Below are 11,823 nucleotides of genomic sequence, written 5' to 3' on the forward strand. Positions count from 1 at the left end.
GGAATTGGGCCCGATGGAAATCTACCTGATGTACCATGAGGAACTGGAATCGCTGTCGAAAAACCTGAAGGGCCTCAAGCGCATCCGTTTCTGGATGAGCTTTTCCCAGAACTACCTGACCCATCTGCGCGTGCTCGAGAACGTGGGCATGACGCGCATCGATCCCATCGATTTCCAGGGCCAGAAAATCGTACCCCTGCAATTCCTGAAAGCCTTGCTTCCCGATCCCGCCAGCCTGGGCCCCCGCACCAAGGGGAAGACCAACATCGGCTGCGTGATCGATGGCGTCAAGGACGGCAAGCCGAAGAAGCTCTACGTCTACAACGTTTGCGATCACGAAGCGGCTTATAAGGAAACCGATAATCAGGCCATTTCCTATACCACCGGCGTGCCCGCCTACATCGGCGCCAAGCTGATGCTGCAAGGCAAGTGGCGCGGCCAAGGCGTGTTCAACGTGGAGGAGCTGGATCCCGATCCCTTCATGGCCGAGCTGCTCGTCAAGGGTTTGCCCTGGGTGGAGGACGTGGAGTATGAGACGTGAAGAAGGGTACGGGGTTAAGGGTACAGGGTAAGGGATCGGCTGGACCGATTCCAGATCGACCCACCGGCGCGAAGCGCCGCCGGTACCCTTAACCCTTTACCCTATACCCTTCCCCCTTTTTCCCAATTGAAGAAAAGGCCACGTAGAGTGAAACCGTTAGACATCTCCATCGTCCCCACTCCGGCCTACGTCCTCGAAGAAGCGGCCCTTAAGCGCAACCTCGCCTTGCTCGACAGGGTCCAAAAGGAATCCGGCGGCAAGATCATCCTGGCCCTCAAGGGCTTCGCCTTCTGGAGCGCGTTCCCTTGGGTCCGCGAGGTTTTGCACGGCGCGACCGCCAGTTCCCTGCATGAGGCCCGCCTCGCCAAGGAGGAAATGCGGCGCGAGGTCCACGTCTATTCGGTGGCCTTCACGGACAAGGAATTCCCCGAGGTCCTTTCCCTGGCCGATCATATCGTCTTCAATTCCTTCAGCCAATGGCGGCGCTTCAAGCCCCAGGTCATGGCCGCGCGCGCAGAGGGCCGGAACGTCTCCTGCGGCATCCGCGTCAATCCCGGCCATTCCGAGGTCAAGACCCCGCTTTATGATCCGTGTTACGCGAACTCGCGCCTGGGCGTGACGCGAACCGAATTCAGGCCCGATGAGTTGGACGGTATCGACGGCTTGCATTTCCATGCCCATTGCGGCAATAACTCGGACACCTTGGAACGGGTGGTGGCCTCTTTCGAGAAGTTGTACGGCGAATTCCTGCCGCGCATGAAATGGATCAATTTCGGCGGCGGCCATCATATCACCAAGCAGGGTTACGACGTGGAGCGCCTCATCCGGGTGATCCGCGAATTCAAGGCCAAGCATGGGACCGAGGTCTACGTGGAGCCCGGCGAAGCGGTGGGCTGGCGCACCGGGCCGTTGGTGAGCTCGGTGGTGGACATCGTCCGTAACGGCATGGACATCGCCATTCTCGACACTTCCGCGACGGCGCATATGCCCGACACCCTGGAAATGCCGTACCGGCCCGAGATCCGCGGGGCCGACGAGCCCGGCAAACTAGCGCATACCTATAGGCTGGGCGGCCTCACCTGCCTGGCCGGGGACGTGATCGGGGATTACAGCTTCGCCAAGCCCTTGCAGATAGGCGATAAGCTGGTGTTCGAGGACATGATCCACTACACCATCGTCAAAAACACCACTTTCAATGGTATTCCATTGCCGTCGCTCTGCATTTGGACCGAGGACGGCCGGTTGCGCGTGGTGCGCGAATTCGGGTACGAGGCCTACAAGCTCCGAAACGGGTGAGGGGCCGCTTCCCATCGGAAGCGGGGCCTCTTCCCATTGGAAGCGGGGTCGCGCACCCGCGGAAGCGGAACCCTTTCAGCAGCTGTCGAACCGGAGGCCTGGGGTTCTTAATAAATGGTCAGGGTTGCCATGGTCGAACCGGCCTTCTGGTTCTCATAGATGAGGCGCATGTACCAGGCATCGCGCGCCCCGTCGAAGCTCCAGAATTCGTCCATCCGCCCCGGGAAACCGAGGTCGCCGTTGGGATTGCGGGCGCCGAGTACGACGTTGGCGGCCGGGTTTCCGCCCTGGGTGAACGGATGCGATTCCATCTCGACGCCGTTATCGTAGAGGTGGACCGAGTCGCCATCGCATACGATCCCGAGCATGAACCAGGCGACCGATGGGGCGCCGAAATGGGTTTCATAATGGAGGCCTCCCGTTCCGGTGCGGCCGAAGCCTACTTCGCTCGTACCCTGGGCCAGATCCGCTTCGAATCGCTGGTCTTCCGCGCCCGTTCCCGATTTGATGAACAGGTAGCCCGCGTTCCGCCCCTCGTTGTAGATCCACATGTGCATGGTGTAATGTTTGAGTCCAGGGTCGAACTCGGACGGCAGGGAGATGAAACCCTGGGTCCCATTGCCGTCGAAATCCTGCGCGGTTCCCACCACGCCATCCACCTGCTTCGGAAACGCCCCGCCTGCCTTCCCCGGGAAGGAGCCGGTCGCGTCATGGTATTCCCCGGTATGCCCGGCACCGCTTTCGTCCAGATGCCAGACTCCGGTCCATCCGACCGAGCGCGGAAAGACCGCGGCGGGATTTGAGGCTGCGGCGGCCTTGGCGTTGCCCCAGTACATCGAGTACACCGGCGCGGCGCGGTCGGGGGCAAGGGTATCGCAGCGCAGGTAAATTTCCGCCTTCTGGGTCCCGGCATCCCAGCGTGCGATGGCATACTCCAAGTTCTTCCCGTTCACGTCGAGGAAACGCAGATCGCGGCCCGAGTCCGCGGCCTGGGTGAAGTTGAAATTGGCCGAGGTGAGCCGAAGCAGTAACGGGAAATCGGCGGCGATGGCATGGGGGGATGCGCTTCCCGCCGTGGGCAGGCGCAGGACCACGGCGCCGTGGTATTTCCAATCGGGAAGCGGGTTGGCCGGCTTCGCAGTATCGACCGGAGGCGTCTTGGTGGTATCGACCGGGGGCGTCTTGGTGGTATCGACAGGAGGCGTCTTGGTAGTATCGACCGGAGGAGTTTTGGAGGTATCCACGGGAGGCTTTGCCCGCTGGACCGTAACCACGTACTGGGCCGAGGTATCGGCCGCGAGGACCAGAACGGTTATGCGATTAGCCCCGGTATCCAGGGGCACCGGATCGGAAGGCTTCCCGGAAGCCACCGGGCGTATGCCCACGTAGATCTGGGCTTCCGCGTATTCCGGCGAGGCGGTAACCTGGATGCTACCCTGGGAATTCGGGACGGAAGCCGAGTACTCCGAAGAGCCGGGGGCGAAGACGGGAGAGAGGCTCCCGGCCGAAAGCGCGAGGCTAGCCAAGCGCGGCGAGGGCCTGAGAATGGGTATGGCGGTCACGATCGACTTGCCGTCCTGCTTGACGATGGTTTCATCCAGGGTCAGCCTGCCGCTCGCGTCCCAGGCCCGCACGCGGACGGACAAGCTCCTGGTCTCGTCGTCGCCCAACCGGTATGCGGGAATGGCGCCGGGCTCCGTAAGCCTGCCTGACCAAAGGGTTCCCACCACTTGCGCGGTATCTCCATCGGCGAGGATTTGCACGACCACCTTATCGAAGCGGCTTAGGGAGTCGTTCAGGTTCACGGTGAGGTAATTTTCCTGGCGGGGATCCGGTTCCGGCGCCAGTCGGCATTGGACGCCAAGGCAGATGGCCGCGGCGGCCCAAACCAGGCTGCGGGCGAAGGAGAAGGGCTCTCCGCCTTTCGGATCCGCTTTACTGCGCATCGGTGAAGAGTTGGTCGTTACGGGACACGGCCGGTTTGGCATTGGACTCGTACCAATACCACCCTATTCCGCCGCAAGCCGCCGCGCCCGCGGCGGCCCAATAAATCCAGGCCCTGCCTGGTTGGGGTTTGGGAGCGGGTACCTGCGGCTTTGCGTCGTCATTGATCAGGAAGTCCAATTCCGAGCCCGGCTCCCGGCGTGCGGAAGAGTCCGGCGGGGAAATCCCGTTACCTCCGGCCTGCGCGGCCTGCAATGCCAAACCCAGAAAGAGGACGGTCGCCCGCATGATATTCTACCCACCCGTCCGTAATCGAACGGGACCCTGAAGCCTATCCTACGGGATGGCGCGGGAGGGAGGCAAGGAGCGGTCCCGCCGCCAAAAACCCAAGCGAGGCTTCGGATTCAGGTCGGTTTCGGATTCAGTAGAGATCCGGGTTCAGCCCGGCATTCAACGCAAATAGGCCAGGACGATGGGCCGCAGGCGGGCCTTCTCCGCTTCGGGCAAATCGCAATAGCTCTGGATCTTGCCACGGCAGAGCGCGGTGCCGCAGGTGCATGGGACTTGCCACCCGGGCTCGTTGATGCTGGTGCGGTAGTCCCAGAACAACTCTTCCCCCGATGCGATGTCGCGCAGGGCATACAGGGTCGGCGAGCCGTCGGTGAAACCTACGTTGGGATCGCAACTGTGGTTCACGAAATCGTCCAGACGGGGATGTCCGGGCTCCTCCGCAAGATAGGTTTCCGGACCGATCTGGAGGGCGCGCATGCCTTCGATGACCTCCTCTTTGGGACGCAGGATGCCTTGGCAGCGGATTACGTAATCGCCTTTGGCGAAGGCCCGGCTGGCGAAGACGCCCAGGCCATGGACGCCGGACTCGAGCGCATAAAGGCCGTCAACGGGTTCGAGTTCCAGCAAGCAGCCTCCATCCGCGCGGAAGGCGATGCGGTCCCGCGCGAAAGGGGAATTTAGTTATCGGAACCATCATCGGAAAATGCGGAACCCGGATTATATTCAAGCCAGGTTTTCTTCCGGCACGCCCGCGCAGCCCGAAAACCCTTTTACTCGTTACTAATAAAATGTTCCGCAGGAGGTTAACATGACTCATCCAAGGCCCGGACTGTTTCCTTTACTGGCGATGATGGCGATACCGGTGTTATCGACGGCGAAATTCGCCCAGGCGCAGATCAATCCCAGCCAAATCGTGGTGCTGGAGGTGATCGGGGGATCCGGATCGGGATGCGAAGGTCCCGCGAGGTTGGATTTCGTGCAATTGGGGCCGGATGGAAAACCGAAACCGGGAACCTCCCCCTCGGGAACTTTCCGCGTTCCCGCCAAGAAGGTGTTAATCGTAACCGGCGTGGACTGGCAATACGTTCACCCCGATGGAGCTGCGGGGGCGGGCAATATCATGACCTTGAGATTAATGGTGAAAAACATCGCGGACACTTTTGCGCCGGGAAACCGCGCCTTTGAATCCACCGTCACCCTAAGCGCCAAAGGCGAGGGAGGGATTTCGGAAAGCTTGACGACCGGCTTCCCGGTCAATTCCAAAGCGCAAATTTGCCCCGACGTCATTCCGGGACCGATGGGCCCGCCGTCCGGGTTGCAACATTTGGTACTCCGCGGCTATTTGGCCGCGGACATTTAAACTGTTGATTTAAAGCGAGGGTGGGATCTTCGCCCCCCCTCGCTGATCGCGCAATCGGAATCTCCTTTATCCAAGCGCCGCCAGCAGTCCCTGCAGGGAAGGACCGATGCGCCGCAACTCTTCCCGATGGACGGCGCTCAGTCGTTCCAGCGTCTCCCGCCCTTTCGGGGTAAGGCGGACATGCACGCGCCGCCCGTCTTCCGGCGCGGACTCGCGGATCATGAACCCCGATTTCTCCAGGCGATCCACCAAGCCCACCGCGCTATGGGGACGGATCTGCATTTGCTCGGCCAGTTCCCCCAGGGTGGCCCAGTTCCTTCCCGGGAAACCTTCCACGGCCAGCAAGGCCTGATGCTGCTGGGGCTCCAGGCCCAATGGCCGCACGGCTTCTTCGCTGAAGTGCGCGAAGCGCCTGAGGGCGTAGCGGAAGGCGGCCAGCTTTTCGAAATCGGTTTTGCGGAGTCGTTTACGCATACCCTTCCCAATATAGATCGGCCCTCCGTTTCGGATCGGGGGGCGGGAGCGGGGGAACGATTGGAATATATCGTAATGCGATATATATTCCGGGGCGAGGAGAACCATGATCGCATTTTCACGTTCAAAACCGGATCCCGAAGCCCGCCTTGCCGATTTCACCCGCGACAACCGCATCGTCCCCTTATCCCTGCTCGCCGCCTTAATCGGACTGGTGGCCGCCGGTTCGGGCTGGGGCCTGCTACGGCTCATCAATCTCGCCACCCAGGTCGCGTTCCACGGGCGCTTCTCCTTCCAGGACGCGCTTCCCGCCGGGTCCCGCTGGGGCGCTTGGGCCCTGCTGGTGCCCGCCGCCGGAGGCATCATCATCGGATTGATGGCGCGCTTCGGGTCGGAGAAGATCCGCGGGCACGGCATCCCCGAGGCCCTGGAAGCCATCTTGATCGGGCGCAGCCGCATGAGCCCCAAGGTGGCCGTCCTCAAGCCCTTGTCGTCGGCCATTTCCATCGGGACGGGAGGGCCCTTCGGGGCCGAAGGGCCGATCATCATGACGGGCGGGGCGGCGGGTTCCTTGATCGCCCAGCTGTTCCATCTGACGGCGGCGGAGCGGAAGACCTTGCTGGTGGCGGGCGCGGCGGGAGGCATGGCGGCGGTGTTCGGCACTCCCATGGCCGCCGTGCTGCTGGCCATCGAGCTCTTGCTCTTCGAATGGCGGCCGCGATCCTTCATTCCCGTCGCGGTGGCGGCGACGGCGGCGAACGTGGCGCGTGGTTGGTTACTGGGCCCCGGCCCGATCTTCCCGGTAACCCCGCATGCCCACCTGGGCGGGATGGAAATCGGTTCCGCCTTCGCCCTGGGGCTGGCCGCGGGCTTGGCTGCCATGGCGCTCACCGCATTGGTATACGCCTGCGAAGACGTCTTCGGAAAGCTGCGCTTGCATTGGATGTGGTGGCCGGCGCTGGGCGGATTGGCCGTAGGGGCTGGAGGACTCTTAGACGCGCGCGCCTTAGGCGTGGGCTACGGGACCATCCACGGCTTGTTGCTGGGAAACGTTCCCGGCGGTAACCTGGCGCGCCTGGCCGCGGTGAAGGCGGTGATCTGGGCGGTCGCCTTGGGTTCGGGAACCTCCGGCGGCGTTCTGGCGCCCTTGCTGACCTTGGGCGGATGCCTCGGCGCCTTGGCCTCCCCCTGGCTGCCCGCGGGCGATCCGTGCTTATGGGCTTTGGTGGGGATGGCCGCCATCATGGGCGGGACCATGCGCTCTCCCCTGACCGCCATCGCTTTCGGGATCGAACTGACCCACGATGTCGCGGCTCTCCCGGCGCTACTAGCCGGCTGCGCGGCGGCCCATGCCGTCACCGTGCTCTTTCTGCGCCGTTCCATCCTCACCGAAAAGCTGGCGCGGCGCGGCCTGCACTTGTCGCGCGAATACGCGGTCGATCCGTTCCAACTCTCCCGCGTCGGCGAAATCATGGATCCGCATCCGGTTTCGATCCCGGCCGATCTGACCCTCGACGCCCTTTCCTCCCGGTTGGCCATAGGTGATGCCGCCTTCGGGCATCATCATGCTTGGCCTATCGTGGATGCGCGTGGCGGGCTGGCGGGCATCTTGACGCGCGGCGATCTGGTGCGCGCCTTGGGGCGCCCCGGAGGAAGCGCCTTGACGTCCCTGGAGGCGGGCAGCCGCGCGCCCGTCACCGCCTTCATCGATGAAACCCTGGAAGAGGCTTCGGCCCGCATGCTCGCGCGCGGCGTGGGACGGCTGCTTGTGGTGGAACGGGTCGCGCCGACCCGGGTGATCGGGTATGTGGGCCGTTCCGCCCTGTTGGCGGCGCGCCTGGGCCGATTGGACGAGGAGTCGGTGCGGGAGGGGAATTGGCCCATCCTGTTCCCCGAGGGAAAGCGGACGGGGCGCGCTTAGCGCCGCTTCGCTTAGCGTCGTTTTATTCGAGCGTGGATGCGACGATGGAAATCGGCGTATCCTCGTGCATGGAGATGCCGGGTCGGGCATACCACGAGCCGCCCGTGTTGAGCCGGATGACCGATTGGCGGATGTCGATGTTCCCCGTATGGTCGTTGCTTACGAAAAAGATCGCGGAGCCGTAGGCCACGACATCGTTATGCTCGATGAGGGTGCCGCATAGGCTGAGCGTCATGGTGTTCCCGTCGTTGTAGACGGCTCCTCCGCTGCCGCCGCCCGGCGTCCCGGCCTCCGCGGGATTCCCGCCTTCGCCTACCGCGTGATTGTAGGAGAGAACGGAATTGTAGATGGACCAGGAAACCCCGATGCTGCCGACGGCGCCGCCGTTCGATCCGCTGTTGCCGAATCCGGCCGCCCCTCCGAAAGCGCAATTCACCAGATAAACGGGTAAGCCCTGGGATTGGCTGAAGGCGCGGATGGCGCCGCCGGCCACGTCGGCGCCGGTGCGGGCGCAAGCGTTCCCGAAGAAGCGGCAATTGACGGCCTTGAAGCGGCCGCCGCGCGTCCAAATGGCGCCGCCGCCCCCCGATTCCCCCTCGTCGCTCCCGGCGTTCCCGTCGATGAAGGTGAGGTTTTGCACCGTCAAACGGGGATGATCCTGATCCTGGCAATGGCTGGTGGTCCAATGCAGGGCCTGATCGCAAGTGTTCATGTACAGGATGCGCGCGGCCCCGCCGCCGCTCAAGGTCACCTTGCCGCCGCCGTCGATGGCGATCTCGGGACCGGAATCGTTGTAAATGACAGCCGGCTTGGGTAACACGATGGTTACGGGGTCCGGGCCGCAAGCGAAGGCGATTTTCCCGCCCCGGGCCACGGCCGCGGAAAAGGCCGCCGCCGTGCAACCGGCCGCCGTGCCGTCGCCGACCACGTGGTCGGGCCGGGAGACGTCCGCCGGGCCCGCATCGACGGGCACCGCGCAATGGCCGTCGGGATTTCCGGCCGGCGGGCCGGACTCGGGATGGGAGAGGGGATTGGGAACGTCCACGGTGGGCTCCGTCCCGGCATGCTGGCAGGCGCCCAGGCCGAAGGCGAAGAGGGCTGCGACGAAGCGATGCGCGAGGGAGGCCACGCCCTATTATACCTGCTTGTGCCGGAAGCAACCCACGATATGATCGTTTACCATGCCGGTGGCCTGCATATGCGCGTACACGATGGTCGATCCCACGAACTTGAACCCGCGTTTGCGCAAATCCGCGCTGAGCGCGTCCGACTCGGGGCTGGTGGCGACGAAATCGCCCTTTCCCTTGAGCTTGTTCACCTTGGGCTTACCGCCCACGAATCCCCAGATATATTCGCTGAAGGTCCCGAATTCCTTCTGCACTTGCAGGAAGAGGCGGGCATTATGCACGGCCGCTTCGATTTTGGCCCGGTTGCGGATGAGGCCGGGATCGAGCAGCATCTTCTCGATTTTGGCGGGAGTGAAACGGGCCACCTTCACCGGATCGAAGCCGGCGAAGGCCTTGCGATAGTTCTCCCGCTTGCGCAGCACGGTATACCAGGAGAGCCCGGCCTGGGCGGCCTCCAAGGTCAGGAATTCGAATATGCGACGATCATCACGGACGGGAACGCCCCATTCCTCGTCATGGTAGGCGAGGTAATCGGGCTTATCGAGGTCGACCCAGGGGCAGCGGAGGACGGGTTTGGATTTCGGCATGGCAGGAAAGATAGCGAGAAGGTCAGAAGGCTTTGCCGTAAGGCGATGCAGCGGCGACCATGCAGGTCAGCAACAGGACCAGGCTCCACCATCCCAGCGATCCCAGCCGGGCGGCCGCCAACCAATGCCGATCGGCGGACGGTCCGGAGACGAGCGCCATGCGCAGGCGCCATACGCTCAATGCGCCGGTGAAGATGAAAGCGGCGCACATGGGCCAAACCCCTCCCCATAGGGGAAGCAACCAGAAAGGCGGAACGCTGCCGTCGGAAGGGCGGAAGGGGGAGTTCCAGGCGAACCGCTGGGCCGCGACTGCATAGGCCAACGCGAAAGCGCACAATGCGCCCGCCAGGCTCCAGAACAGGAGCCGTTCCTGCTTCCAAAGCCCTTCCACGAAGGCTGGGTTCTTGCCCCCGAAAACCACTTCGAAATAGCCCGCGCGTTCCCGTTCCAGGCGCAATTGCCGGCCATGGGCCTTGGCGGCGGCCAGGAACAATGCGAAACTGCCTGCCCATTCGAGGGCCGGACCGGCGAAGACCATAGGCGATATCATATACGCGCCGGGCGCGACTGGCTGCGGGAATATCCGCCCGTATCCGAGGCCCGGCGGTTTCAAGATATTTTTCCCCACCCTCCGCGAAAACCGTATCTTCCGCTCGTGCCCATGTGGGGCATGTCGCCCCACCCTAACCAAGGAGTTCCTATGCAAAGAGCGCTGTTGTTCGCGTTATCCGCGACCCTGATCGGGTTCACCGGATGCAACAAGTCGTCGCGGGAGAAGGCCTCGGAGAAATCGGCGGATGTGCGCCAGGATGCCGACAAGGCCATGCAAGAGGTTAAGGATAACGCGCAGAAAGCGGCCGACAAAGTCGAGAAGGACGCGAAGCAGGCCGTAGGCGAGATCAAGGAAAATGCCGCCGACGCGCGGGAGAAGATCGCCAACGAGGCCAGCAAAGGCAGCGATGCGGTCCGCAACTCGACGGATAAGGACGGTAAGACGGTCCGCACGGATTCGCGGGACGATGCCCGCCAGGCGAAGAACGACGCCAAGGCCGAAGCTCGCCAGACCAACCGCGATACCAAAACCGAGGCGCGTCAGACCAACCGCGACGTGCATGAGGCCTTGGGGATGGATCAGGGCAAGACCGCCGCGGACAAGAAGCTGAATGATCGCATCCGCGCGGCGCTGAAACGGGAGGGGACCCGCGACGCCGGCGACGTGACCCTGGAGACGCGGGACGGCCATGTGCGCCTGAAGGGGACGGTGGCCTCGGAAGACGCGAAGAAGGCGATCGCCTCGCAGGCCCGCAAGGTGGCCGGCCTCACCCACGTGACCGACGATATCAAGGTCGCCGAGCGCGTGGGGCAAGGCAGCACGGACTAGTAGTAGCGGCCTAGCCGGCTCAGGGCGCGTTGGGATGGGAAGCCCGGAACCGGGTTTCCTTTCCTTCGTTGAACAAAAGGGCCCCACGCTGGGCGTCCTGGAAGGCCAGGGTATAGCTGATCTGGAGGCCGATGAAACCGGCGGCCGATATCGCCAAGCCTGGCCAGCTAATCCGCCGATCACGGTACATGTACAAGGGCGGGAGCAGGGCCGCCGCCGTACAGGCTGCGGCCACTCCGAGGCGGGCCAACCCCGATCCCGTTTTCCCCACGTAAATTTGCCCCGCTCCCGGCAGAATGGACCAGGCCGCCGCCGTCCCTTGGAGCTTGTACGGGACCTTCAGGGCGTCTCCGGCCCACGCCGCGAACGGGGAACCGGGGAATCGCGACTCCAATTCGCGCTCACAGCTGTCCGGATTCCTCGCGAAGAGGGGGGCGCTGACACCGCGATAGGCCCAGGCCAAACGGTACAGGGCGTAAGGCGCCAAAAGGCTTTTCGGGTAGCGAACCAGGAAGCGTTCGAAAAGCCGGACCGCGCCGTCATAAGCCAGAAGCCGCAATCCGTCCTCGTCGGCGGAGGCGCTCCATTCTCCCAGGGGAGCGAAGTCGGTTACGGCGGCCAAGGCGGTTCCGGCCAAGGACAGGGCGCTTGCCCCCCGGATATCCGGCCTGTACAGGAAAAAAGCTTCCGCCTGCATGAAGAGAGCCCCTTCCGCCCCGTTGGGCGCCTGCGCCAGAAGGGCCGTCGTGTTTCCGGGGGCCAGCAGGGCTAAGGTTTCCGCATACCGCTGCGAGGCCGAGATCATCCCGCTATCTGGAGGCGTATCGGTAGCCTTTGAAGCCGCCGGGAGGGAAGGCAGGCATAATGAAACCAGGAAGATGCCACGCAGAGACATATCTCC

At 63.4% G+C, this 11,823-nt stretch carries 13 protein-coding genes; 5 read left to right on the plus strand and 8 right to left on the minus strand.

The window, feature by feature from the left end:
• Both JF616_15040 and nspC read left to right on the plus strand, forming a co-directional pair.
• Positions 1-541: saccharopine dehydrogenase family protein (locus JF616_15040; protein MBW8889067.1), on the plus strand; the 541-nt coding region annotated here is incomplete at its 5' end.
• A 147-nt stretch (positions 542-688) separates the two neighbouring features.
• On the plus strand, positions 689-1,837 hold the full coding sequence (gene nspC / locus JF616_15045) for a carboxynorspermidine decarboxylase (GenBank protein MBW8889068.1): 1,149 nt from the start codon (positions 689-691) through the stop codon (positions 1,835-1,837).
• Between the two features lie 107 nt (positions 1,838-1,944).
• Here the strand turns inward: nspC and JF616_15050 are convergent, their stop codons facing one another.
• From JF616_15050 to JF616_15060, 3 genes are all read right to left on the minus strand, one after another.
• Positions 1,945-3,783 carry a DUF2341 domain-containing protein gene (locus JF616_15050; protein ID MBW8889069.1) on the minus strand — a complete coding sequence of 613 codons (1,839 nt, stop codon included), beginning with the start codon at positions 3,781-3,783 and terminating at the stop codon, positions 1,945-1,947.
• Positions 3,773-4,069 carry a hypothetical protein gene (locus tag JF616_15055; protein MBW8889070.1) on the minus strand — a complete coding sequence of 99 codons (297 nt, stop codon included), beginning with the start codon at positions 4,067-4,069 and terminating at the stop codon, positions 3,773-3,775. The genes JF616_15050 and JF616_15055 overlap by 11 nt, the downstream gene beginning before the upstream one ends.
• 162 nt (positions 4,070-4,231) lie before the next feature.
• Entirely contained in the window at positions 4,232-4,699 is a 468-nt protein-coding gene (locus tag JF616_15060) for an SET domain-containing protein-lysine N-methyltransferase (protein MBW8889071.1), read from the minus strand.
• Positions 4,700-4,880: 181 nt separating this feature from the next.
• On the opposite strand from JF616_15060, the gene JF616_15065 reads away from it, so the two are divergent.
• The gene (locus tag JF616_15065; GenBank protein ID MBW8889072.1) at positions 4,881-5,432 is read left to right on the plus strand and encodes a hypothetical protein; all 552 of its coding nucleotides are present in this window, start codon (positions 4,881-4,883) and stop codon (positions 5,430-5,432) included.
• A gap of 66 nt (positions 5,433-5,498) precedes the next feature.
• On the opposite strand, the gene JF616_15070 is transcribed toward JF616_15065, so the two are convergent.
• Positions 5,499-5,906 (minus strand): MarR family transcriptional regulator, encoded by a 408-nt coding sequence (locus JF616_15070; GenBank protein ID MBW8889073.1) that lies wholly within the window; start codon positions 5,904-5,906, stop codon positions 5,499-5,501.
• Positions 5,907-6,012: 106 nt separating this feature from the next.
• Here JF616_15070 and JF616_15075 point away from each other — a divergent pair, with 106 nt between their 5' ends.
• The gene (locus tag JF616_15075) at positions 6,013-7,827 is read left to right on the plus strand and encodes a chloride channel protein (protein ID MBW8889074.1); all 1,815 of its coding nucleotides are present in this window, start codon (positions 6,013-6,015) and stop codon (positions 7,825-7,827) included.
• Between the two features lie 22 nt (positions 7,828-7,849).
• Here the strand turns inward: JF616_15075 and JF616_15080 are convergent, their stop codons facing one another.
• Genes JF616_15080 through JF616_15090 form a run of 3 tightly spaced genes read right to left on the minus strand, consistent with a single transcriptional unit; the run spans position 7,850 to position 10,091 of the window.
• Positions 7,850-8,956 carry a hypothetical protein gene (locus JF616_15080; protein MBW8889075.1) on the minus strand — a complete coding sequence of 369 codons (1,107 nt, stop codon included), beginning with the start codon at positions 8,954-8,956 and terminating at the stop codon, positions 7,850-7,852.
• 6 nt (positions 8,957-8,962) lie between these two features.
• Positions 8,963-9,541, minus strand: coding sequence for a DNA-3-methyladenine glycosylase I (locus tag JF616_15085; GenBank protein ID MBW8889076.1), 579 nt, complete (start codon positions 9,539-9,541; stop codon positions 8,963-8,965).
• Positions 9,542-9,563: 22 nt separating this feature from the next.
• A complete protein-coding gene (locus JF616_15090) occupies positions 9,564-10,091 on the minus strand; it encodes a hypothetical protein (GenBank protein ID MBW8889077.1) in 528 nt (175 codons plus the stop codon).
• A 150-nt stretch (positions 10,092-10,241) separates the two neighbouring features.
• On the opposite strand from JF616_15090, the gene JF616_15095 reads away from it, so the two are divergent.
• Positions 10,242-10,922, plus strand: a complete 681-nt coding sequence (locus tag JF616_15095; GenBank protein ID MBW8889078.1) for a BON domain-containing protein — start codon at positions 10,242-10,244, stop codon at positions 10,920-10,922.
• A gap of 19 nt (positions 10,923-10,941) precedes the next feature.
• On the opposite strand, the gene JF616_15100 is transcribed toward JF616_15095, so the two are convergent.
• Entirely contained in the window at positions 10,942-11,817 is an 876-nt protein-coding gene (locus JF616_15100; GenBank protein ID MBW8889079.1) for a hypothetical protein, read from the minus strand.
• Positions 11,818-11,823 lie beyond the last annotated feature (6 nt).

The organism is Fibrobacterota bacterium (genome assembly GCA_019509785.1).
In the GTDB taxonomy this organism is placed as follows: domain Bacteria; phylum Fibrobacterota; class Fibrobacteria; order UBA11236; family UBA11236; genus Chersky-265.